Here is a 21,504-nt window from a genome sequence, read left to right on the forward strand (position 1 = left end):
TCATCCTTTCGAGGAAGTTGTCAGATCCCGAGGTACGCCAGCAGGTCGCGCTCGCGGGAGCGCACCGAGGCGTTGTCGAGCGTCTCCGCGATCGAGCCGTTGACCAGCAGGTAGTGCCGGTCGGCGACGGTCGAGGCGAAGTGCACGTTCTGTTCCACCAGCAGCACCGTCACGCCGTGCTCCTTGGCGGTGCGCAGGATGTCGCCGACCTGCTGCACCAGCAGCGGGGACAGGCCCTCCGTCGGCTCGTCGCACAGCAGCAGGCGCGCGCCCATCCGCAGCACCCGGGCCAGGGCGAGCATCTGCTGCTCGCCGCCGGACAGCTTGGTCGACGGGGAGTCGCGCCGGGCGTGCAGCGCGGGGAAGGTGTCGTAGACGCGGGCCAGCGGCCACGGGTCGGGGCCGACGGTCGGCGGCAGCAGCAGGCTCTCCGCCACCGACAGGCCCGCGTAGCTGCCCCGGTCGTCGGGCACCCAGCCCAGCCCGAGCCGGGCCCGCCGGTGCGCGGGCAGCGACGCCAGATCACGGCCGTCCAGTTCGATTTTTCCCGTGTATGACGGGTGCAGGCCCATCACGCAGCGCAGCAGCGTCGACTTGCCCGCGCCGTTGCGCCCCACCAGGGTCACCACCTCGCCGGTGCCGACCTCCAGCGACACGTCCCGCAGCACGACGGCCTCGCCGTAGGCGGCCGACAGGTTTTCAACGCGCAACATCGGCGGTCCCCAGGTAGGCGGTGATGACACGGTCGTCGGCCCGTACCTCGTCGTAGCCGCCCTCGACCAGGACCCGGCCCGACTGCAGCACGGTCACCCGGTCGGCCAGCGCCCCGACGACGGCCATGTTGTGCTCGACCAGCACGACGGTGCGGCCGTCGCGGACCCGGCCGATCAGGTCGACGGTGCGGTCGACGTCCTCCAGGCCCATCCCGGCGGTCGGCTCGTCCAGGAGCAGCACCTTCGGGTCCAGCGCGAGCGCGAGGGCCAGTTCCAGGGCGCGCTTGCGGCCGTAGGCGAGGCTGTCGGCGGTGTGGACGGCCAGGTCCGCCAGGCCGACGAGGTCGAGCAGTTCCAGTGCCCGGGGCCGGTGGCGGCGCAGGATCTTGTCGGAGCGCCAGAACTGCCAGCCGGTGCCCTGCAGTGCCAGCTCGACGTGCTCGACTGCGGTCATACCGGGGAAGAGGCTGGTGATCTGGAACGAGCGGGCCACGCCCAGCCGGGCGACCTGCTCCGGCGGCAGGCCGGTGATGTCGCGCCCGCACGCCTCGATCCGGCCCGAAGTCGGGGCCAGGAACCCGGTGAGCAGGTTGAAGAGGGTGGTCTTGCCCGCCCCGTTGGGCCCGACCAGGGCGTGCACGCTGCCCTCGGTGATGTCGAGGTCGACGCCGTCCACCGCGCGGAAGCCGCGGAAGTCACGGGTCAGGCCCCGGGCGGAAAGTGCATATGACACAGCTCACCTCTTCCGGATCAGATTTCGGAAAAGCTACGGTGCTGTGTCGGTCCGGACTATGTGCGCCAACGACATGAAGACGGACCTTTGAGTAGGTGACCGTCACGTGTGGTCGGAGGGCACGTGGCCAGAGTCCCCACTGGTTGTGCTGACCAGATGTACGTGACAATGGCGTGCATGAACCTGATCGCCCAGGTGTTCGCGGCGCTCGCCGGCCTGCTGCACGTCTTGATCTTCGTGATGGAGAGCGTGCTGTTCCGGCGCCCGCAGGTGCACGGCCGGTTCCGCACCCGGCCCGAAGACCTCGACGCGGTCCGGCCGTGGGCACTCAACCAGGGCTTCTACAACCTGTTCCTGGCCCTCGGCGCGCTGGGCGGGGTGGTCGTCGTCCACACCGGACCGGTCACCGTCGGCGCGACCCTGGCGCTGTTCAGCTGCGCCTGCATGCTCGGCGCGGCCCTCGTGCTGATCGCGACCGACCGGAGGATGGCCCGCGCCGCCCTCACCCAGGGGTTGTTCCCGGCGCTCGCCCTAGCCGCCGCGCTGTCTGCCTGAGTGCGGCCGACAGCGCCTCCCACGTAGGAGTGGGACTCCCAGACATACCGAACAGCGGTTCGGTGATCAGGAGGACGGCGCGGGCCGGGTCGAGGCGCGAAGGTCGTCGATCAGACGTGCCACCAGCGGGCGCAACGCTGCTGATCTCGCGCGACGCCAGGCGGAGATGGTCGGCATGACCGTGTCCGGGATCGTCGCGGCCCGGATGCACCACATTCCGGCCAAGCCCACGACGAAGCGTGACGCCTCCGGCGGCAACGCCTGCAACAGCCGGTACGCCCGGTCTGTCGCCGACTGCTGACCAAGGGCGTGTCCGGTGGCGACCACATCCGCCGCCAACTGGGCGATATCGATCCATGGGGCGCCCGCGGCCGCGTACGCCCAATCGAGCAGCACCGCCGATCCTGTCTCCGCGTCGACCGTCGTGTTGTCGAGGCGAATGTCGCGATGGACCAACGCGCCGCCGACAGTCCAGCGGTCCCACCCGGCCACCAGATCAGCCGCTGGACCAGCGAAGGTCGCTTCCCAGTCGTCGCCCGCGCCGAGCTCGAGCACGCGTGCCCAACCGTCGAAGTCGAAGATGCGCTCGGCGACCGGCGGCAGGGTTCCCGGTGCCGAGTGCTCGCCGGCCGTCCGGCAGGCGTGTACCACGGCCGCGATGGACGCATCGGTCCACACCTTTTCGGTGGTGCCCGTGGCCCAGGTGGTGACCAGCGCGATCCAGGGTCCGTTCTCGACGGTCGCCAGGCGTCGAGGTGCGGGCACCGACGCGGGCAGCACGTCCAGAATCGCCGACTCCTGCCGGACCATCGCATGATTTCGTGCGCGGACCTCGGCGGACACCGCCTTGACGAAGACCTGACGGCCGTCGGCCAGCCGCAGCCCCGCGGCCGGGCCGGGCGACATGCCCCCGTGCAGATCCGCATGGCCGACGATCTCCGAACCGAGCGCCTCAGCGACGGCCATCCGCACCGGTTTGGGTGTGTCGGCCCACGGGGCCCGTGGTGTGAACGTCACGCCGCATCGTACGTCGGCCACCGGCCTGTGCGGCGGCCGAAAGCGGTCGCCCGGGCGAACTCGCAGGGCGTGGCGCGCGGCCCGGCTGTCGACCGGACCGCGCGCCACCTCTCGCCGTCGGCGGAGGCCGGGTCATCCCTCCTGGCGTACGGGGCGGCGCAGCCATACGGGCAGCGTCACCCCGATGCGGGCGAGCCCGCCGGGGAAGAAGTACACGGCCAGGATGAACACCACGCCGAGCACGAACATCGGCTGCGCCAGCGGGCCGGGCAGGTCCGTGGCGTAGTCGGTGAGCTGGTAGTCCAGGAACGTGAACAGCGCGCCGCCCAGCGCCGGGCCGAATCGGCTGCCCGGCCCGCCGAGCACCACCATGACCAGCAGGGTCAGGGTGAGGTCGGAGGAGGCCAGGTGCGGGGCGGCGCCGCCGACGACCAGGACGTACACCGTGCCGCCGAGCGCGGCCAGGGCTCCGGCCAGCACGAACGACATCAGCTTGTACCGGTACGGCGACAGCCCCAGCACCCCGACCCGCCGTGCGTCGTCGCGGATCGCCGACAGCACCCGCCCGACCGGCGACCGGCCCACCCGGTGCAGCACCACCAGCACCACCACCAGGTAGGCCAGCGCCAGCCAGTACAGGTTGACCGTGTTGACGACCCCCACCAGCGCGTCGGGCATGCCCTTGGCGATGGTGGCGCCCTCCTCGCCGCCGGTCAGCCCGCCCGGGTCCCGGGCCACGATGATCGCGCCGACCTGCGCGAACGCCAGCGTCACCATCGAGAACGCGATTCCGTCCACGCGCAGCGCCACCGCGCCGAGCAGCGCCGCGACCACGGTCCCGGCGACCATCGCGAGCAGCGCCGCCACCGGCAGCGCGAACCCGTGGTTCATCAGGATCACGGTCAGGTACGCGCCGATCGCGAAGTACAGCGCGTGCCCGAACGACAGCAGGCCGGTGCGGCCGAACAGCAGGTCGTAGCCCGCGGCCAGGCCCGCGAAGACCAGGCACAGCGCCAGCAGGTTCAGTGTTCCCGGCGCGTTGAACGCCTGCCCGTACGGCAGCAGCGCCAGCAGTATGGCCAGGCCCAGGGGCCACCATCGCCTCATGCTCTCGCCAATCCCTTCGGGCGCCAGAGCAGGACGACGGCCAGTAGTGCGACCACGCACACGTCGCCGGCCCCGGAGCCGCCGTAGTAGTTCACGAACTGCTGCAGCAGCGCGACCAGGATCGCGGCGACCGCCGAGCCGGGCACCGAGCCCATACCGCCGATGACCACCACGATGAACGCGAAGATGAGCAGCGAGCCGCCGGTGGTGGGGGAGACGGTGCTGAAGTAGATCCCGGCCAGCGAGCCGGCCAGCGCCGCGGCGGCGCCGCCGATGGCGAACACCAGCGTGAACGCCTTGCGCACGTCGATGCCCAGGGCGGTGACCATCTCCCGGTTCTCCACCCCGGCGCGCACGATCAGGCCGTAGCGGGTGTAGCGCAGGAACGCGGCCAGGGCGAGGAACACCAGCACCGCGGCCCCGATGAGCAGGAACCGGTCGGCCGGGATGCGGGCGCCGAACACCGACACCACGCCCTCGGTCCAGGCCGGGCGGGGGAACGGCCGCGGGTCGGCGCCGAACACCGACTGCAGCAGTGCCACCCCGGCCAGCGACAGGCCGACGGTGACCAGCACCTGTTCGATGGTGCGCCGGTACAGCGGCCGGATCAGCACCAGTTCGACCAGGACCGCCGTGACGACCCCGGCGGCCACGCCGACGAGCACGGCCGCCTCGACGGGCATGAAGTCGGCGGCCCACCAGGTGGCGTACGCGCCGACGGACAGGAACAGGCCGTGCGCGAAGTTGAGCACGTCGGCTAGGCCGAACACCAGCGACAGGCCGGAGGCGACCAGGAAGTACAGCGCGGCCAGGCCCAGACCGGTGACGGTCAGCAGGACGATCGTCGACATCAGCGGCCCACCCCGAGCAGAGACGTGGTCAGCTCGGCGTCGCCGAGCAGGTGCTTGGCGTCGCCGGTCCAGGCGACGCTGCCCGCGGCGAGCACCACGGCGGTGCCCGCGAGGCGGCGTACCACCGCGAGGTTCTGCTCGACCAGCAGCACCGGCACGGTGGCCGCGACCCGCTCCAGGGCCTCGGCCACCTCGGTGACCACCTTGGGCGCCAGGCCCTTGGTGGGCTCGTCGACCAGCAGCAGCCGGTTGCGGTTCTGCAGCACCCGGCCCAGGGCCAGCATCTGCTGCTGCCCGCCCGACAGCGAACCCGCCTTCTGCTGCCCGCGCTTGAGCAGCTCGGGGAACAGGTTGTAGACGAGGTCGAGGTCGGTCTCGCCGCGCGCGGCCAGCCGCAGGTTCTCGGTCACGGTCAGTCCGGCGAACACGCAACGGTCCTCCGGCACGTAGCCCAGGCCCGCCTGGACCCGCTCGTGGGTCCGCTGCCCGGCCAGGTCGGCGCCGTCGAACAGCACGCGCCCGGTGCTCGGGTTGAGCCCGACCAGCGCCCGCATCGTCGTGGTCTTCCCGGCGCCGTTGCGGCCCAGCAGCGCGGTGACCCCGCTGGGGGCGACGCCGAAGCTCACGCCCTGCAGGATGTGCAGGCCCGACAGGTGTACGTCGAGATCGTGTACGTCGAGGATCACAACGCCTCCCCGAGGTATGCCTCCTGCACGACGGGGTCGGCCATGACCTCGTCGGGGGTGCCGCAGGCCAGCAGCGCGCCGTGGTGCATGACCGCCAGCCGGTCGGCCAGGTCCAGGATGACGTGCATGTGGTGCTCCACCATGATCACGGCCCGGTCGCCGGTGCCGGACACCTGCCGGATCACCTCGACGAGGGCGGGCACGTCGGCCGAGGCGACCCCGGCCATCGGTTCGTCCAGCAGCATCACGGCCGGTTCGCCCGCGAGCAGCAGCGCGATCTCCAGCACCCGCTTCTCGCCATGCGACAGGGTGCGGGCGTCGATGTCGGCGCGGGGTAGCAGCCCGACCGTGTCCAGGCACTCGTCGGCCCGGCGGGCCACCTCCCGGTACGAGTCGGCCCGCCGCCACAGCGAGCTGGAACCACCCGCCCTGGCCTGGACGGCCAGTCTTACGTTCTCGCGCACACTCAGCGAGCCGAACACCGAGGAGGACTGGAAGGTGCGCCCGAGCCCGTGACGGGCTCGGGCGTGCGGGGTCAGGCGGGTGATGTCCCGCCCCGCCAGGTGCACCCGGCCGGAGGTGGCCGGGTGCAGCCCTGAGATCAGGTTGAACAGCGAGGTCTTGCCGGCGCCGTTGGGGCCGATGACGCCGAGGAACTCGCCGGGGTGAAGCTCGACCGTGACTCCGTCCACGATCGAGACTTCACCGATGCGCCAGGTCAGCGCGTCTGTGCTGAGGACCGGCATTGGTCAGGACTTCATCGCGGCCACCGGCGGGGCGACCTCGTCCGGGTTGAGGGCCTTGACCAGCTGCGGCGCGCCGCCGACCAGCTTCACCTGGAACATCGGCTGCAGCAGCGCGTGGTCCTCCTTGCGGATGGTCATCGCACCCTTGATGCCGTCGAAGCTCCAGCCCTCCAGCGCGGCGATCATCTTCTCGACGTCGTCGCCGGCCTGCAGCGCGTGCACGATCATCTGGGCGGCGTTGAAGCCGTCCGGGGTGAACAGGTCCAGGCCGCCGGGCACGGCCGCGGCCGCCGCCTTGGCCACCGCGTTGTCGGTCGCGCCGGGGAAGTGGTGCGACAGGAAGGAGACTCGGTCACCGGCCTTGCCGAAGGTCGGGTACGACGCCTTCTGGTCCAGACCGGTCACGACCAGCGTGCTGGCCAGCACGTTCTGCTGGTCCAGGGCCTGCCACATGGCGCTGGCGGTGGTGCCCGCCCAGGCCACGAACAGCAGGTCCGGCTTGGCCTTGACGACCTGGCTGGCGAACGGGGTGAAGTCCGTCGCGCTCGCCGGGACCTCCAGCGCGGTCACGGTGGCGCCCGCGCCGCCGATCACGGCGGTCACCGCCGCCTCGTTGGCCTTGCCGAAGGCGGTGTCCTGCGTGAAGACCAGCACCTTCTTGCCCGCCGGGTCGGCGATGAACGACTTCGCGGCCAGCACGTCCTGGTAGGACTGGCGGCCCGAGCGGAAGGTGTACTTGTTGACGCCGGTGATGCCGTCGGTCGCGGCCGGGCCGGAGACGAACAGCACCTTGTTCTGCGCGGCCAGCGGGGCGACCTGGAGCGCCACGCCCGAACCGGTGGAGCCGGCGATGACCTTGACGCCCTTGCCGACGAGGTCCTTGACCGCCGAGACGGCCTTGGCCGGGTCGCCCGCGTCGTCGGACTCGAGCAGCTCGATGGTGCGGTCGCCGACCTTGTTGGTGCCGTTGGTGGCGTACGCCAGCCCGGCCTTGAAGCCGTCGATGTACTGCTTGCCGTAGCTGGCCAGGGCGCCGGTCTGGGAGTAAACCAGCCCGACCGACACCTTCCCGCCCTGCGGGGTCGCCGCGTCCTGCGGGCTGCCGCAGGCCGCCAGGGCGAGCGCCGACGCGGTGGCGAGAATGACGAGTCGCCGTTTCATATCGGGGTCTCCTTGGTTACCGTTGTGGTCCACGCCACGCTATGGACGCCGCCACCAGGCGGCCATGTGGTCCGCCACCACACCGCACCCCCCGATGGTGTGGGTCGCAACCCATCGCGCGCGTGCGGAGAGATCCGTACGGTTGCCCCACGTGACCCTCCTCCAGCCAGACGAGTTCGACGTCGCCGTCGCGGGCGGCAGCCTGCGGGTGTGCCGCTGGCCCGGCGAAGGCCCGACTGTAGTGGCCCTGCACGGCATCACCGCCAACGCCCTGTCCTACGCCGTGCTCGCCGAGAAGCTCGGCGGCGTGATCGACCTGGTCGCCCCGGACCTGCGCGGCCGGGCGGGCAGCGCGGGCCTGCCGGGGCCGTACGGGCTGGCCGCGCACGCCGCCGACGTGGTCGCGCTGCTGGACCACCTCGGCGTGGAGCGGGCGGTGCTGGTCGGGCACTCGATGGGCGGGTTCGTCGCGGCGCTGACCGCGGTGATGTACCCGGACCGGGTGTCGTCGGTGCTGCTGGTCGACGGCGGGGTGGCGTTCGGCATCCCGGCCGGGGTCGACATCGACGCGCTGCTGCTGGCGGTCATCGGCCCGGCGATGAAGCGCCTGTCGATGGTGTTCCCGACCGTGGACGCCTACCTGGACTTCTGGTCGGAGCACCCGGCGCTGGGGCCGTACTGGTCGGCGGCGATCGAGGCGTACGCGCTGCGGGACCTGCATGGGGACCGGCCGTCGTGCAACGTGGAGGCGATCCGGGCCGACGCGAGCGACACGCTGGTGCACGAGCCGACGACCACGGCGTACCGGACGGTGACCTGCCCGATCAAGGTGCTGTGGGCGCCGCGCGGGCTGCTGGACGAGCCGACGGGGCTGTACCGCGCCGAGACGCTGGCCGAGGTCCCGAACGAGCTGGTACCCGACGTCAACCACTACACGATCCTGATCGGGGAGCAGGGCGCGGCGGTGGTGGCCGCCCACATCCGCGAGCTGGTCCAACGCTGATCAGGTTGTGACCGGCGCCACAATCGGCGTCCGGAACATGTGGTTCGCACCCATTTCGGCGAGGTTAACGGCGGTCGTAGTTTCCGGGCCATGACCCGTCCCCGCTGGTTCACCACTCTGCTGACCGGCGTCGCGGCCCTGGCCGCCGCGACCGCCGCGACCGCCGTCGCCATCGCGCCCGCCCAGGCCGCCGCGACCCTGACCCAGGTCACCGGCTTCGGCAGCAACCCCGGTGCCCTGTCCATGTACGCCTACCGGCCCACCGGCCTGCCCACCGGTGCCCCGCTGGTCGTCGCCCTGCACGGCTGCACCCAGACCGCCAACGACTACTTCGCCAACTCCGGCTGGCAGAAGTACGCCGACCTCTACGGTTTCGCCCTGGTGCTGCCGCAGCAGAGCTCGGCCAACAACGCCAACTCCTGCTTCAACTTCTTCCAGCCCAGCGACGCCACCCGCGGGCAGGGCGAGGCGCTGTCGGTCAAGCAGATGGTCGACTACGCCAAGACCAACTACGGCAGTGACGCCGCGCGGATCTACGTGACCGGGCTGTCGGCGGGCGGGGCGATGACCTCGGTCATGCTCGCCACGTACCCGGACGTGTTCGCGGGCGGCGCGGTGGTCGCCGGGCTGGCGTACCGCTGCGCCACCGACACCTCCAGCGCCTACACCTGCATGTACGGCGCGGTCAGCAAGACCCCGACGCAGTGGGGCGACCTGGTGCGCAACGCCTACGCCGGTTACCCCGGGCCGTGGCCGAAGGTGTCGATCTGGGCGGGCAGCTCGGACACGACCGTGGTGCCCGCCAACGCCGACGAGCTGCGCGACCAGTGGGTCAACGTGCACGGCATCAGCACCACCGCCACCGGCACCAGCAGCCTGCCCGCCAGCACCACCCGCACCGTGTACGGCACCGGCCAGGTGATCACCTACCGGGTGCAGGGCATCGGGCACGGCACGCCGGTCGACCCGGGCAGCGGCGTGGACCAGTGCGGGGCGGCGGCCGCCTACTTCCTGGACTCGATCTGCTCGTCGTACCGCATCGCCCAGGACTGGGGCCTGGCCACCGGCGGCCCGGCGCCGTCCCCGTCGGCCAGCGCCTCGCCCGCGCCCAGCCCGTCCGCCTCGCCGAGCGCGTCGCCCAGCCCCAGCCCGACCAACCAGCCCTGCTTCACCGCCAGCAACTACGCCCAGACCACGGCCGGGCGTGCCCACCAGAGCGGCGGCTACACCTACGCCAACGGCTCCAACCAGGCCATGGGCCTGTGGAACGTGGCCGTCATCCACACCCTGCGCCAGACCGGCCCCAACTACTACGTCCTCGCCGACGGCCAGTGCTGAGATGACTGCGGCTTCGGGGAAAGTGCGCGAACTCAGGCTTCGATGCCGGCACTTTCCCCGAAACCGCACGACCGGCTGACCTCCGCGCGTCGCGTCCGGTGTGGAGGGTCGTCGGGCGGTAGCGTGCCGGGCGTGACGGAGTCGCAGGGGGTCGCGGCGCTGCCGGAGCTGGCAGCCGAGGACTGGATGGTCCACGCGGAGGCGTTCGCCAAAACGGGGTTCTGGGCGGTGGCGCGGCGGTTGCCCGCGCTGGTCCGCGAGTCGCTGCGGCTGGCCTGGGCGGCCAACCCGCGCGACACTGTCGCCGCCATCGGGCTGCAGCTGCTCGCCGGGTCGATGACCACGTTCGGGCTGCTGGCGACCAGCAACGTGCTGGCCAACCTGTTCAGCGAGGGGCCGACGCCGGAACGGGTCCGGGCCGCGCTGCCCGCGCTGTGCTGGGCCGCGGCCGCGGTGACCGCGCGCGGGGCGCTCGGCATCGCCGCGGGCTGGGCCCAGAGTCGGCTGCGGCCGCAGATCGACCTCCAGGTCGAGATGCAGATGTACGAGGCCACCACCCGCGTCGACCTCGCCGCCTTCGACGACCCGGGCTTCGCCCAGGAGATGGACCGCGCCCGGGACCGGGGCATGCGCGAGTCGGCCTGGATCGTCGACTCGACCGTCGACCTGATCACCGGGGTGGTCGGTATCGCCGCCGCCGGAGCCGCGGTCGCGGTCATCGCGCCGCTGCTGCTGCCGTGCCTGCTGGTGGCCGGGGCGCCGACCGCCGTCACCGCGATCCGGGTGGCCCGGCGCGAATACCTGCTGATGCTCAAGCACTACGACCGGCGTCGCCGCGCCTGGATGCTCGCCGTGCTGCTGGCCAACCGCTACACCGCCGCCGAGCTGCGCGCCTTCCAGATGCGCGACTACCTGCTCGGGCAGTACCGCACGCTGATGGGTGCCGAGACCCGGCTGTCGCTACAGCTCGCGGGCGAGCAGACCGTCATGCGGGCGGTCGGGGCCGGACTCACCGGCCTGGCCAGCGCGGGCATGTACGCGCTGCTCGCGTTCCTGCTGATGGGCGGCCTGGTGCCGCTGGCGGCGGCCGCGACTGCGCTGTTCGCCGTGCAGGCGGCCAGCTCGAGCCTGCAGACCACGACGTACTCGATCAACCGGCTGTACGAGGACGCCCTGTACTACACCGACTTCCGCGCCTTCCTGCGCCGGGCCGCCGAACGGGTGCCCGAGGCCGGTAGCAGCGCCGCCGTCGAGCGGGTCGACCAGGTGCGGGTCGAGCAGGTGTCGTTCGCCTACCTCGGGGCCCAGCGGCCCGCGCTCGACCAGGTGTCGATGACGCTGCACCGGGGTCAGGTCATCGCGCTGGTCGGCGAGAACGGCTCCGGCAAGAGCACCCTGGCCATGCTGCTCGCGGGCCTGTACCGCCCCAATGGCGGCACCGTGGCCTGGGACGGCGTCGACCTGAACCACCTCGACCCCGACCAGGCCGCCGCGCAGGTCGCGATGATCAGCCAGTCGTACTACAAGTTCCCGTTCAGCGTGCAGGCGAACCTCCACATCGGACGGCACGACATCGAGTACGACCATGAGCGCGCCGAGGGCGCGGCCCGTGCCGCCGCCGCGCACGACATGATCACCGAACTGCCGCACGGCTACGCCACGCTGCTGTCGAAGGAGTTCAAGGAGGGGCAGGACCTGTCCGGCGGGCAGTGGCAGCGGCTGGTCGCCGCACGCGGCATCTACCGCGACGCCACCATCCTGATCGCCGACGAGCCGTCCTCGGCCCTGGACGCCAAGGCCGAGCACGCCTTCTTCGCCCAGCTGCGCCGCCACCCCGAACGGATCATCGTGCTGATCACGCACCGGCTGGCCAACGTACGCTTCGCCGACGCCATCCACGTGCTGCACGAGGGGAAGTTGGTCGAGTCGGGCACCCACGACGAGCTGATGGCCCTCGGCGGCCGGTACGCGGAGCTGTTCACCCTGCAGGCCAGCGGCTACCAGGCCCAGCCCTAGGCGGCCGGGACGGGGTGCTCGCCCCGGCCGGGTGCCCGACCTGGTAGAGGCCGTGCACGAACACCAGGTCGTATTCGTGCCGGGTGCGCACCACCCAGCGGCTGGGCACCTCGGGGTCGAGCTGCCGGGCGCCCGGGTAAGCCCCGAGCACGTCGTCGACCACCGCCGACCAGGGGGCGATCCGGTCCGGTCCGCGCAGCGCGGGCCGGGACGACGACGCGGCGCGCACCAGCCAGGCGTGCAGGACGAAGCCGTCGGTGCCGACGGTCGCCTCCCAGCGCAGCTCCGGCCACGGACCCGGCAGCGTCCACGTGTACGCGGTCAGCGTCAGGTCGCCGAACGGCACGGGCCGCTCGGCGTCCGGTGGGCCGATCGTGGCGTGGTACAGGTCCAGCCCTCGCGGGCTGCGCCGGGAGCGCAGCAGCTGCTGCCAGCGGTGGTGGGCGGCGAGGTAGTCGGCACGGGCGGCACCGAGGCCCGTGTACGCGGCCTGGACCAGCTCCGGCTGGTAGTCGTCCATGCGGCGCAGCAGCATGAACACGAACTCCCGCCGCGCGAATCCCCGCATCTCGTGCCCCCTCCGTCCGGCCGCACGGTCAGCTTCGCAGACGTGCCCGTGCGGTCCGGCCGGAGTGCGCGATCAGCTGGAGGTGTTCGCCAGGGCGGCCAGCACGGAGGCACCGCCGCAGCACAGCACGCCGACACCCAGGGTGATCAGCATGATCAGGTAGTTGGACCACAGCCCGAAGGTGGTCACGTCGGTGCCGTGGCCGTCACGCACCCGGTTGCGCCAGCCGCCGAACCGGAAGTTCAGCTGGTGGGCCGCGCCCGGCTGCACCGTCAGCCGCGTCTTGATCATCGGCATGCCGATGAAGTCGGTGACCTTCACCTCGTGCGGTCCGGCCGGGACCACGACGTGGTAGGTGCCCTCCGAGCCGAACGGCACGTCGCGGCCGTCGATCTTCAGGCGGGAGGTGGCCGCGGCCGAGACGAGGTACGGCCCGCGGTTGAAGCTCGCCACGATGACGCCGTGCCCCTCGGGCAGCGGCACGGGCACCTGGTAGGCGGCGTAGGGCATGACGGGGCCAGGGTAAGAGGGGTTCACCCGGCAGATCATGCCAGAGGATCGCTCCTCGTGAGATCGTGCATTGCGGACACCGGCAGGGCGGGGTTGGCGGCCGCGTCGCCCGCGACCGACAGGTCGGCGTCGGCCAGCAGTTCGACGATCGTGTGCGGGGGCAGGGCCGGATGACCTGCGGCGTACGCGCGTGCCTTCTCGTCGGCCAGGCAGATCAGCAGTGCCGCCGCCGGTGCGTGGGGATGTTCGGCGATGTGGCGCAGCGCCTTTCGGGCCGGCGGGCTGCACTCGGCCAGGTGCAGCAGCAGGTCCGGCGGGCAGGCCGGATTCTGCGCCAGCCGCGCCGCGACGCGCGGCCCGTGACCGGTGGCCATCTCCCACATGCGCGACACCGCCACCATGGGGTTGTCCGCGACGGACTTGAGCACCCTCGCGTCGGCGTCCTGGGCGAGCTGGTCGACGAGCCGTGGCGACAGGTCGCGTCGTTCGGCGGCCAGCATCCGGGCGACCGGATTGCGGGACGTGGCGAGGGCCTCGATCTCGGCCTCCGTCGCCGCTGCCACGCGCGGCAGCAGCGTAGGGCCGATCTTCGCCGATCCGGCCAGCTCGGTCAGGACGTCCAGGGGCACCGCCGGGTTGTGGGCCAGCAGGCGGCGCACGTTGGGGAAGGGATCGGCGGCCAATTCCCGGATGATGTCCTCGCCGATGGCGGGGTTCTCGGCGAGATCGCTGCGTACGCCGGGAATCGGGTCGCGGGCGAGCAACCGGTAGACCTCCTGCGGCAGGTCGTCGCGTTCCGCGAGCCGCCATCGCAGGTGCATGTCGGGGTGGGTGGCGAAGCGGCACACCGTCTCGGCCGGGGTGTGCGGGTTGAGCACCAGCGCGAAGTCGAGTTCATCCAGGGCGCTGCCGTGGCTGCCGTCGCAGGTCCAGTACTCGGCGATCGGGTTCGCGGTGCCGTCGCAGACGGGGCAGTGCTCGGCGGCGGGCAAGGCCCGGTCGGCCAGGGCGACGAGCAGGTGGACCGGCGTCCGCTCGTTGCAGGCCAGAGCGCGGCGCACGCTGACATGCGGGTGCGCCACCAGCGTCTCGGCCAGCGCGTCGGTCAGCCGGGGCGACGAGGCCGCCTCGACCACGACGTCCAGGTCCCGGTCCTCGGCGAGCAGCGCCAGCAGCTCGGTGGGAAGGTGCGCCGTCTCGGCGAGCGCCGCCCGGACGGCCGGGTCGGGGCTGGTCGCCGCCGGTCGGACCCGGTCGGCGGCGATCGGGCCCAGGTCGGCCAGGGCGACGAGGATGCGCGGATCGGAGTCGTCGACCTCCTCGGGCGTCAGCAGGCCGCGTTGCAGCAGCCGGATCGCGATCGGAGCGCCGCCGTGGCGGGCCAGGCGCAGCACCTGATCGCGGCTGAGGTCCGTGCGGTCGGCCAGTTCGTACCCGATGTAATCGTCGGCCAGGCCGATGAGCCGGTCGACGACGGCCGACGGAAGGGCCGGATTGCCTGCCAGCCTCCAGCGCAGGTGGGCCAGGTCCTCGGTGGAGCGCGGCCCGGTCGGCGCCGGGTCGGGGTCAGGCGGGCGGGGGTCGGTCATCGGCGACTGGCTCCATGGATGGGCGGCTGCGGCGGTAGAGCAGAGCAGAGCAGAGCAGAGCAACAGGATGGCCGAGGCCGTGCCGGCGGTGCCAGCAGATTCCGACCTGGGATTTCGTACCCTCGAAAAAATCTTGGAAGGGTGTGTCGGATCCGGTGTCGGCCGTTCGAGGAGCAGGTGTAGGCAACGAAACCGAAGGAGAACCGAGATGACCACCGCTACCGCCACCTGCCCGCCACTGCCGGTCCGGATCACCAAGTCGCTGCTCGGGTACGGCGTGATCGCCGGTCCGAGCTACCTCGTGGTCGGCCTGGCCCAGGCGCTGACCCGCGACGGCTTCGACCTGTCCCGCCACGCCTGGAGCCTGCTGGCAAACGGCGAGGGCGGCTGGATCCAGGTCGCCAACTTCGTCGTGGCCGGGCTGATGACCGTGGCAGCCGCCGTCGGGCTGCGCCGCGCCCTGCCGCAGGGTCGCCGCTTCTGGGCCCCGCTCCTGCTCACCGGGTACGGCCTGAGCCTGGTCGGCGCCGGGATCTTCCACGCCGACGCGGTCCAGGGCTTCCCCGTCGGCGCGCCCGAGACCGGCACCATCAGCTGGCACGGCATGCTGCATCTCATGCTCGGCGGGATCGGTTTCGGCTGCCTCGTCGCGGCCTGCTTCGTGCTGGCGCGCGGCTTCGCCCGGGCGGGCGAGCGCGGCCTGGCCTGGTTCTCGCGGATCACCGGCGTGGTGTTCCTGGCCGGGTTCGCGGGCATCGCCGGCGGCTCGCACGGCCCGACGACCCTGGCCTTCCTCGCCGCCGTGGCGACCGCCTGGGCCTGGCTGGCCACGGTCAGCGTCCACTACTACCGCAACGCCGCCTGAGTCACCGACCATCGAAACATCCAGGAGGATCACGTCATGCGCTACCTCATGCTGCTCAAAGGCCACCGTCCCGACACCCCACCGCCGCCCGGACTGATGGACGCCATTCTCAAGCTCGGCGCCGAGGCGTCGGCCGCCGGTGCCCTGCTGGACACCGCCGGTCTGGCCCCGAGCGGGGCCGGAGCCCGGGTCGGCCTGTACGGCGGGGCGCTGTCGGTCACCGACGGCCCGTTCGCCGAGGCCAAGGAGACGATCAGCTACGCGCTGTACCAGGTGCGCTCGAGGGAGGAGGCCGTCGAGTGGGCCTCGCGGTTCCTGGGTCTGCACCGCGACCTGTGGCCGGAGTGGGAGGGGGAGGCCGAGGTGCTGAAGGTCTTCGGACCGGAGGACTTCGGACCCCCAGCCTGAACTGGGGGTATCACCGCACCCGTGCGAGGATCGGTAGCCGTGGCTACCGATCCTCGTCGCGTCGTGGAGGCGGTCTGGCGGATCGAGTCCGCCCGGATCGTCGCCGCCCTGGCGCGGCTGGTGGGCGACGTGGGGCTGGCCGAGGAGCTGGCGCAGGACACGTTCGTCATCGCGCTGGAGCAGTGGGCCGAGGGCGGAGTGCCCGAGCACCCGGGCTCCTGGCTGATGGCCACCGCCAAGCACCGCGCCGTCGACCTGCTGCGGCGGCAGAGCACGTACCGGCGCAAGCTGGCGGAGGTCGGGCGGGCCACCCCGGAGGCCGAGGACCCGGACCTGGCCGCCGAACTCGACGACTACGTCGGTGACGACCTGCTGCGGCTCATCTTCACCACCTGCCATCCGGTGCTGTCGACCGAGGCTCGGGTGGCGCTCACGCTGCGGCTGCTGGGCGGGCTGACCACCGAGGAGATCGCGCGGGCGTACCTGGTGCCCGAGGCGACCGTGGGCCGGCGCATCACCCGGGCCAAGCGGACCCTGGCCGAGAAAGAGGTGCCGATCGAGCTGCCACCACCGGGTGAGGCGGCACAGCGGTTGGCCTCGGTGCTGGAAGTGGTCTACCTGATCTTCAACGAGGGGTACGCGGCCACGGCCGGAGACGACTGGATGCGCCCCGCCCTGTGTGAGGAGGCGCTGCGGCTGGGCCGGGTCCTGGCCGCGCTCGCGCCGCCCGAACCGGAGGTGCACGGGCTGGTCGCGCTGATGGAGTTGCAGGCCTCGCGCACCCCGGCGCGCACCGGGCCGGACGGTGCCCCGATCCTGCTACAGGACCAGGACCGGCGTCGATGGGACCGGCTGCTGATCCGGCGCGGCCTGGATGCGCTGGGCCGGGCCGGGGGCACGTTCGGGCCGTACACGCTGCAGGCGGAGATCGCGGCCTGCCACGCCCGCGCCGCCACCGCCGAACAGACCGACTGGACCCGCATCGCCGCCCTGTACGAGGTGCTCGCCCACGTCTCGCCGTCGCCGATCGTCGACCTCAACCGGGCCGTCGCGGTGGCCAACGCCGGAAGCGCCGAGGAGGGGCTGCGGATCGTCGACACGCTCACCCTGCCCGGCTACGCGCTGCTGCCCGCGGTACGCGGCGACCTGCTCGCCCGCCTCGGCCGCGCCGCCGAGGCCCGCGCGGAGTTCGAGCGCGCCGCCGCCATGACCCGCAACGCCCGCGAGCGCGAGCTGTTCCAGGCCCGCGCCGCCGCGCTCACCTGATCGCCGGTGCCCCTCCCGCGAGCGCCGCGGCCGACTAGTCCAGCAGCCAGACCCGCAGCCGGTCGCCGTACGGGGACAGGTTGACCGCCAGGTAGACGACTCCGGACAGCGCCGAGGCGACCAGCAGCGGGTGGGCCCGCCGGGCGGCGACGGCAGCCATGGCCGACCATGCGCTCAGCGGGACGATCACCAGCCAGCCGAGCAGGGCGACGATCACCACGAGCACGTGCAGGATGAGCAGCGGTCCGGTGAACAGCACGTCCTTCGGATCGTGCGAAGCGTCCAGCGAGTCCCAGCCGTACTTGCCGGCCAGGTACGCGTGGCGGCCGACGGTGCCGACGAGGTACAGGCCCACCAGCAGCAGGTTCGCCACGGCGGCAGCGTAAGTCAGCCTGCCCGGTCCGGGCACGGTTGCGGGAGCGGAGGTCTCAGCCATACCGCGATTGTCTCTGTCCTGCCCCGCTCAATCTGCCCCGAACCCCGGTTCAGGCGCCGGATTCCCGTTCAGTCGACCTTGGCATCCACAAAGGAACCGGCATCGCCTGAGCGGCGATAGGCAGGCCCGCTCGGCGTGGGACCTGTGGCGGCGGAAGGCCGGCATCCGCTGATAGACGGATGTCTTGCCGCCGGACGGGCGACTGTGCTGGAAGGGCGAACGGGTGACGATATGGTGACTGCGGCGCCCGGTCGATCTTGATGGAGGCTCGGTGGCGGATTCGGCGGCTCAGGGCAGTGTGGCGGGCGACGGGCCGCGTGAGTGCGATGTGGCGGTCGTGTTCGTGCACGGGATCGGCGACCAGGCGCAAGGGACGACGTTGCTGAGCTGGTCCGAGCCACTTCAGGAGCTGCTCGTACATTCTGGACGTTCGCACGGGTTCGCGACTCGCGTCGTGTCCTCGAAGGACCTCCATGGCGACGGCGCGGAGGTGATCCTCGAGGTCACCCGCGACGACGGTCGCCAGGCAAGCTGGCTCCTGACGGAAGCTCGGTGGGCCGATGACTTCCATCCCTCCTCGGCGTCCGATGTGCTGAGCTGGGCGGCGAAGTTCACCGGGCGTGCCGCTCGCCGCGGATTGGTCGCGCTGGCCGGACTGCTCTGGTTTGTGATCAGGCACCAGGTCGTGCCGACGGTTCGCAGGCTGTTTCCCCGGGAGACGGGCTGTATCGGGCTACTCGTGACACCCCTGGTCTGGGCGGTGATGCTGCTGCTTTACTGGGTGCTGCTCTACGCCCTTGTGGCGCCGTACGTCCTGCTGGCCGTCGCCCTGTTCGTGGGGGCTCCAGTACTGGCAGTCGTAGCCGTGGCCGCACTCGGCTTGCTCCTCGTGCTACAGCGGGTCCCCGTGCTCGGCGGCCGGGTGAAACCGCTGGTTGCCGACTTGGTGACCTCCATCGGTGACGCGCAGGCCTACCGGGAACGTGCCATCCAGGCGGCAGCCATGCGGGAGCAGGTGCTCAAGCGCGTCACCGAGGCGCGCGCACGGGCCAAACGCGTCGTCGTGGTCGCGCACTCTCAAGGCGCGGCCATCTCCTGCCGTGCGTTCCTGGAAGGCCTGGCGCCCTGGCCCGACCACCTCGTCACCGTAGGCGCGGGCACCACCCTGCTCAACGATGGTCGATCCGTCGACCAGTGGCGCAGCATGGGCTGTCCGCACTGGGTCAACGTGTGGACGTCTTTCGACCTGGTGCCGGCCGGTCCGCTCGGCGACAGCCCCGCGCAGGTGCGGGACAGACTGGTGGAGACGGTCTGGCACCACACGTCTGACGGCGGCTTCGAAGCGACATCGGCAGCTGGGCTCCGAAGGCTCCGCTGGACGCCCGGACGCGGCCCCGAGTGCTGGGCCGGCAGCGACGACCTGGTTGAGCAGGCGCGGATGTCCAGGGGCTACACGATCAGCAAGACGGCCGTCGCCATCCCGGGGACGGAACCGGTCACGGTGCCGCTGGAGCGCAGGGAGGCGACCCTCATCGCCGCCTCGCTGCTCGGGTTTCCTCGCGGCGAACGGCTGGTCTGGGTGGACACCCCGCTACCTCGCGAGTTCGGTGCACCGGGCCCCGAGGAGTCGCCGGTTGCCAACCGCAACTCCTTCCTGAGCGACCACACGACGTACCCGCAGAACCTCACCCAGGTTCAGCAACCCCTCGCAAGGCTGCTGCTCGACCTGAGTGAGCAGACGGCAGGAGCGCTCCCGCCGAACTCCGAGCGCGCAGAGGAATCGCACGTCGTACGGGTCCGGGCGCTGGCAATGTCACGCCTGGTCGCCGCCGTCACCGCCGCCGCGACGGTCGGGCTCCTCGTCGAGCGGGAAGTCAATGCGCCGCTGTCGAAGTTCGTAAACTGGGCCGCGGACCATTGGAGCTTCGGCTGGATAGTGGCCTGGCTCGGCACGGGCGTCGGAGCCTCGATAGTCCTCGCGGTGCTGGGTGTCGCGGTGTATGCCGCACTCAGCGGACTCATGGGGGCCGCGTGGCGTAGCTGGCACCACACGGAAAGCCTTCGCCTGTGTGCTGACGCGGACGGCCCGCGCTTCCGCCCAGGATTCACCGGCTCGGTGTTCGGGCTGGTCTACGTGTTCGCGCTGGGTTTCTCCTTCATATGGTTGGGGTCGCACTTCACCGACACCCTCAGTTATCTGGAACTGCTGGTCGCCCTCCTCGTGCCGACGTACCTGCTCTGGGCAGTGTTCTGGCCTTTCCATGGCCTGCGCCCCAGCCGCCTGCCCGCGCGGTCCTGAGCGCGAGGTCCCCGAGCGCCTTGAAGCGTCCAGCCCTGTCCGAACGACAGGGCTGGACGGCCGGCTTGGGGACTCGCCTGCCTGACCGGCGCGGCGATAGGTCGGCTACCAGGACCAAGCCGTGTGTGCCTGCCGGACGACCGGATGCGGAGTTAGGCCGGTCATGCTGCGGCCTTGGTGGCCAGCAGGTACGCCTGCGAGCGCTTCTCCGGCGTGCCCGGCCCGGGTTCGCGCCGGACCTGGGTGTGCACGGGCAGCCCGGCTCCGGCGAGCAGGTCGGCGACCAGCTCGGGGGTGCGCAGGTACACGTCGAACGGCACGTCGTGGCCGTACGCCCGGTCGAGGTGGACCGGTTGCGTGCCGATCTGGAAGGCGACGACGAGGTGCCCGCCGGGCGCGAGCACCCGGTGGAACTCGGCGAACACCTTCGGCAGGTGCTCGGTCGGCGTGTGGATGAGCGAGTACCAGGCCACGATCCCGGCCAGCTCACCGTCGGGCAGGTCGAGCTCGGTCAGGGTGCCGACGTCGAAGCGCAGGTCCGGGTAGGTACGCCGGGCTACGTCGATCATCCTGGGGGACAGGTCGACGCCGAACGGCGTGAGCCCGTGCCGCAGCAGGTGACCCGAGATCCGGCCCGGCCCGCAGCCCAGGTCGGCCACCGGACCGCCGCCCGACTCGCGGACCAGCTCGGCGAACAGCGCCAGCACCGACCGGTCCACCGGCCGATGGTCCAGCTCGTCCCTGAACAGCTCGGCGTAGTCCTCGGCGACGGCGTCATAGCCGGCGCGCGCACGGTCCAGATGGGTGGTGTCGGTCACGGGGCAGCAGCCTAGCCGCCGCGTGCGTGCGGTGGCGCCCATCGGGTATGACGGAAGCACCCCCGTACCGAAGGAGTGGCGTGATGCCCACCCGCCCCCGCACCCTGCTCTCCCTCGCGCTCGCCGCGGCCGCCGTCCTCACCCTGGGCTGCGGCGCGCTGCCGCTGCCCGACCCCGACCCGGCACCCGCCCCCACCAGCGGCGGCACCCGGCCCACGGCCGAGCCGAGCGCGGACGTCGACGGCACCATGACCGTCGACGAGTTCGAGAAGGACACCGAGACGGCGGTCGACACGGCGGCGGAGTACTGGGCGGCGGTGTTCGCCGACTCGGGGCTGGAGTTCCGGCCGGTGGGCCGGATCTTGCCGTATCTGCGCGAGGGTGAGGTCGCCTGCGGCGGGGAGCCGATGCCCGCCAACAACGCCGCGTACTGCCCGGACGGCGACTTCATCGCCTACGACGCGGACTGGGCCGTGGCCGCGTTCCGGCAGGTCGGCGACGCGTTCCTGTACTACCTGATCGGCCACGAGTACGCGCACGCGATCCAGGACCGGCTCAACGTCACGCACCGGTACACCATCGACCACGAACTGCAGGCCGACTGCATGGCCGGGGCGTACCTGGGCGACGAGGTGCGCTCCACGCGGCTGGGGCTGGGCGACGGCGATCTCGACGAGCTGCGCAACGGGCTGATCGCGGTCGCCGACGACCCGGACCAGCCGTGGTTCGCCCCGGGCGCGCACGGTACGGCGCAGCAGCGGTCGCAGGCGTTCTTCAACGGGTACGAGAACTCGTTGGAGGCCTGCGACCTGAGCTGAC

Annotated in this window: 22 protein-coding genes; 9 read left to right on the top strand and 13 right to left on the bottom strand. The window is 71.7% G+C overall.

Annotation, left to right across the window (positions count from 1 at the left end; all coding sequences use genetic code 11):
* Window positions 1-20: 20 nt before the first annotated feature.
* Together KUA19_RS23550 and KUA19_RS23555 are read right to left on the bottom strand one after the other, a co-directional pair.
* Entirely contained in the window at window positions 21-713 is a 693-nt protein-coding gene (locus KUA19_RS23550) for an ABC transporter ATP-binding protein (protein ID WP_217399007.1), read from the bottom strand.
* Window positions 700-1,446: an ABC transporter ATP-binding protein gene (locus KUA19_RS23555; RefSeq protein WP_217399009.1), complete on the bottom strand. Its 747-nt coding sequence runs from the start codon at window positions 1,444-1,446 to the stop codon at window positions 700-702. The genes KUA19_RS23550 and KUA19_RS23555 overlap by 14 nt, the downstream gene beginning before the upstream one ends.
* A 177-nt stretch (window positions 1,447-1,623) precedes the next feature.
* Here KUA19_RS23555 and KUA19_RS23560 point away from each other — a divergent pair, with 177 nt between their 5' ends.
* A complete protein-coding gene (locus KUA19_RS23560; RefSeq protein WP_217399011.1) occupies window positions 1,624-2,001 on the top strand; it encodes a DUF1304 domain-containing protein in 378 nt (125 codons plus the stop codon).
* Between the two features lie 66 nt (window positions 2,002-2,067).
* Here the strand turns inward: KUA19_RS23560 and KUA19_RS23565 are convergent, their stop codons facing one another.
* From KUA19_RS23565 to KUA19_RS23590, 6 genes are all read right to left on the bottom strand, one after another.
* On the bottom strand, window positions 2,068-3,018 hold the full coding sequence (locus KUA19_RS23565) for a phosphotransferase family protein (protein ID WP_217399013.1): 951 nt from the start codon (window positions 3,016-3,018) through the stop codon (window positions 2,068-2,070).
* A 132-nt stretch (window positions 3,019-3,150) separates the two neighbouring features.
* A complete protein-coding gene (locus KUA19_RS23570) occupies window positions 3,151-4,125 on the bottom strand; it encodes a branched-chain amino acid ABC transporter permease (protein ID WP_217399015.1) in 975 nt (324 codons plus the stop codon).
* Window positions 4,122-4,976 (bottom strand): branched-chain amino acid ABC transporter permease, encoded by an 855-nt coding sequence (locus KUA19_RS23575; protein WP_217399017.1) that lies wholly within the window; start codon window positions 4,974-4,976, stop codon window positions 4,122-4,124. The genes KUA19_RS23570 and KUA19_RS23575 overlap by 4 nt, the downstream gene beginning before the upstream one ends.
* Entirely contained in the window at window positions 4,976-5,662 is a 687-nt protein-coding gene (locus KUA19_RS23580) for an ABC transporter ATP-binding protein (RefSeq protein WP_217399019.1), read from the bottom strand. Before KUA19_RS23580 ends, KUA19_RS23575 begins: the two co-directional genes overlap by 1 nt.
* A complete protein-coding gene (locus KUA19_RS23585) occupies window positions 5,659-6,408 on the bottom strand; it encodes an ABC transporter ATP-binding protein (protein WP_217399021.1) in 750 nt (249 codons plus the stop codon). Before KUA19_RS23585 ends, KUA19_RS23580 begins: the two co-directional genes overlap by 4 nt.
* A gap of 3 nt (window positions 6,409-6,411) precedes the next feature.
* Complete coding sequence (locus tag KUA19_RS23590) at window positions 6,412-7,569, bottom strand: substrate-binding domain-containing protein (RefSeq protein ID WP_217399023.1); 1,158 nt, start codon at window positions 7,567-7,569, stop codon at window positions 6,412-6,414.
* Window positions 7,570-7,720: 151 nt separating this feature from the next.
* On the opposite strand from KUA19_RS23590, the gene KUA19_RS23595 reads away from it, so the two are divergent.
* The 3 genes from KUA19_RS23595 (at window position 7,721) to KUA19_RS23605 (ending at window position 11,926) form a co-directional block, all read left to right on the top strand.
* Window positions 7,721-8,572 carry an alpha/beta fold hydrolase gene (locus tag KUA19_RS23595; protein WP_308167600.1) on the top strand — a complete coding sequence of 284 codons (852 nt, stop codon included), beginning with the start codon at window positions 7,721-7,723 and terminating at the stop codon, window positions 8,570-8,572.
* 90 nt (window positions 8,573-8,662) lie between these two features.
* On the top strand, window positions 8,663-9,910 hold the full coding sequence (locus KUA19_RS23600) for an extracellular catalytic domain type 1 short-chain-length polyhydroxyalkanoate depolymerase (RefSeq protein ID WP_217399027.1): 1,248 nt from the start codon (window positions 8,663-8,665) through the stop codon (window positions 9,908-9,910).
* A gap of 132 nt (window positions 9,911-10,042) precedes the next feature.
* Window positions 10,043-11,926 (top strand): ABC transporter ATP-binding protein, encoded by a 1,884-nt coding sequence (locus KUA19_RS23605; protein ID WP_308167601.1) that lies wholly within the window; start codon window positions 10,043-10,045, stop codon window positions 11,924-11,926.
* Here the strand turns inward: KUA19_RS23605 and KUA19_RS23610 are convergent.
* From KUA19_RS23610 to KUA19_RS23620, 3 genes are all read right to left on the bottom strand, one after another.
* The gene (locus KUA19_RS23610) at window positions 11,889-12,494 is read right to left on the bottom strand and encodes a hypothetical protein (RefSeq protein WP_217399031.1); all 606 of its coding nucleotides are present in this window, start codon (window positions 12,492-12,494) and stop codon (window positions 11,889-11,891) included. The two genes, KUA19_RS23605 and KUA19_RS23610, sit on opposite strands and share 38 nt — an antisense overlap.
* A gap of 72 nt (window positions 12,495-12,566) precedes the next feature.
* Entirely contained in the window at window positions 12,567-13,004 is a 438-nt protein-coding gene (locus KUA19_RS23615) for a hypothetical protein (RefSeq protein ID WP_254549960.1), read from the bottom strand.
* Window positions 13,005-13,039: 35 nt separating this feature from the next.
* On the bottom strand, window positions 13,040-14,593 hold the full coding sequence (locus KUA19_RS23620; protein ID WP_217399035.1) for a hypothetical protein: 1,554 nt from the start codon (window positions 14,591-14,593) through the stop codon (window positions 13,040-13,042).
* 208 nt (window positions 14,594-14,801) lie between these two features.
* Here KUA19_RS23620 and KUA19_RS23625 point away from each other — a divergent pair, with 208 nt between their 5' ends.
* The 3 genes from KUA19_RS23625 to KUA19_RS23635 are packed head-to-tail and all read left to right on the top strand — an operon-like array spanning window position 14,802 to window position 17,132.
* On the top strand, window positions 14,802-15,458 hold the full coding sequence (locus KUA19_RS23625) for a DUF998 domain-containing protein (RefSeq protein ID WP_217399037.1): 657 nt from the start codon (window positions 14,802-14,804) through the stop codon (window positions 15,456-15,458).
* Window positions 15,459-15,494: 36 nt separating this feature from the next.
* Window positions 15,495-15,866, top strand: coding sequence for a YciI family protein (locus KUA19_RS23630; protein ID WP_217399040.1), 372 nt, complete (start codon window positions 15,495-15,497; stop codon window positions 15,864-15,866).
* 39 nt (window positions 15,867-15,905) lie between these two features.
* A complete protein-coding gene (locus tag KUA19_RS23635; RefSeq protein ID WP_308167602.1) occupies window positions 15,906-17,132 on the top strand; it encodes an RNA polymerase sigma factor in 1,227 nt (408 codons plus the stop codon).
* A gap of 34 nt (window positions 17,133-17,166) precedes the next feature.
* On the opposite strand, the gene KUA19_RS23640 is transcribed toward KUA19_RS23635, so the two are convergent.
* A complete protein-coding gene (locus KUA19_RS23640) occupies window positions 17,167-17,505 on the bottom strand; it encodes a hypothetical protein (protein ID WP_217399042.1) in 339 nt (112 codons plus the stop codon).
* A gap of 334 nt (window positions 17,506-17,839) precedes the next feature.
* Here KUA19_RS23640 and KUA19_RS23645 point away from each other — a divergent pair, with 334 nt between their 5' ends.
* Window positions 17,840-19,867 (top strand): lipase family protein, encoded by a 2,028-nt coding sequence (locus tag KUA19_RS23645; protein ID WP_217399044.1) that lies wholly within the window; start codon window positions 17,840-17,842, stop codon window positions 19,865-19,867.
* Window positions 19,868-20,028: 161 nt separating this feature from the next.
* Here KUA19_RS23645 and KUA19_RS23650 read toward each other — a convergent pair whose 3' ends face one another.
* The gene (locus tag KUA19_RS23650; protein ID WP_308167603.1) at window positions 20,029-20,685 is read right to left on the bottom strand and encodes a class I SAM-dependent DNA methyltransferase; all 657 of its coding nucleotides are present in this window, start codon (window positions 20,683-20,685) and stop codon (window positions 20,029-20,031) included.
* Between the two features lie 83 nt (window positions 20,686-20,768).
* Between KUA19_RS23650 and KUA19_RS23655 the strand changes: the two genes are divergently transcribed.
* Window positions 20,769-21,503: a neutral zinc metallopeptidase gene (locus KUA19_RS23655; protein ID WP_217399048.1), complete on the top strand. Its 735-nt coding sequence runs from the start codon at window positions 20,769-20,771 to the stop codon at window positions 21,501-21,503.
* Window position 21,504: the final 1 nt, after the last annotated feature.

Origin of the sequence: Catellatospora tritici (assembly GCF_019083965.1) — a bacterium.
In the GTDB taxonomy this organism is placed as follows: Bacteria; Actinomycetota; Actinomycetes; order Mycobacteriales; family Micromonosporaceae; genus Catellatospora; species Catellatospora tritici.

What these genes read in the sequence shown, in the direction of transcription:
- KUA19_RS23610 (WP_217399031.1), bottom strand. Translation starts at nt 12,494, where the DNA reads ATGCGGGGATTCGCGCGGCGGGAGTTCGTGTTCATGCTGCTGCGCCGC.
- KUA19_RS23615 (WP_254549960.1), bottom strand. Translation starts at nt 13,004, where the DNA reads ATGCCCTACGCCGCCTACCAGGTGCCCGTGCCGCTGCCCGAGGGGCAC.
- KUA19_RS23625 (WP_217399037.1), top strand. Translation starts at nt 14,802, where the DNA reads ATGACCACCGCTACCGCCACCTGCCCGCCACTGCCGGTCCGGATCACC.
- KUA19_RS23630 (WP_217399040.1), top strand. Translation starts at nt 15,495, where the DNA reads ATGCGCTACCTCATGCTGCTCAAAGGCCACCGTCCCGACACCCCACCG.
- KUA19_RS23560 (WP_217399011.1), top strand. Translation starts at nt 1,624, where the DNA reads ATGAACCTGATCGCCCAGGTGTTCGCGGCGCTCGCCGGCCTGCTGCAC.
- KUA19_RS23550 (WP_217399007.1), bottom strand. Translation starts at nt 713, where the DNA reads ATGTTGCGCGTTGAAAACCTGTCGGCCGCCTACGGCGAGGCCGTCGTG.
- KUA19_RS23575 (WP_217399017.1), bottom strand. Translation starts at nt 4,976, where the DNA reads ATGTCGACGATCGTCCTGCTGACCGTCACCGGTCTGGGCCTGGCCGCG.
- KUA19_RS23600 (WP_217399027.1), top strand. Translation starts at nt 8,663, where the DNA reads ATGACCCGTCCCCGCTGGTTCACCACTCTGCTGACCGGCGTCGCGGCC.
- KUA19_RS23590 (WP_217399023.1), bottom strand. Translation starts at nt 7,569, where the DNA reads ATGAAACGGCGACTCGTCATTCTCGCCACCGCGTCGGCGCTCGCCCTG.
- KUA19_RS23620 (WP_217399035.1), bottom strand. Translation starts at nt 14,593, where the DNA reads ATGACCGACCCCCGCCCGCCTGACCCCGACCCGGCGCCGACCGGGCCG.
- KUA19_RS23585 (WP_217399021.1), bottom strand. Translation starts at nt 6,408, where the DNA reads ATGCCGGTCCTCAGCACAGACGCGCTGACCTGGCGCATCGGTGAAGTC.
- KUA19_RS23655 (WP_217399048.1), top strand. Translation starts at nt 20,769, where the DNA reads ATGCCCACCCGCCCCCGCACCCTGCTCTCCCTCGCGCTCGCCGCGGCC.
- KUA19_RS23570 (WP_217399015.1), bottom strand. Translation starts at nt 4,125, where the DNA reads ATGAGGCGATGGTGGCCCCTGGGCCTGGCCATACTGCTGGCGCTGCTG.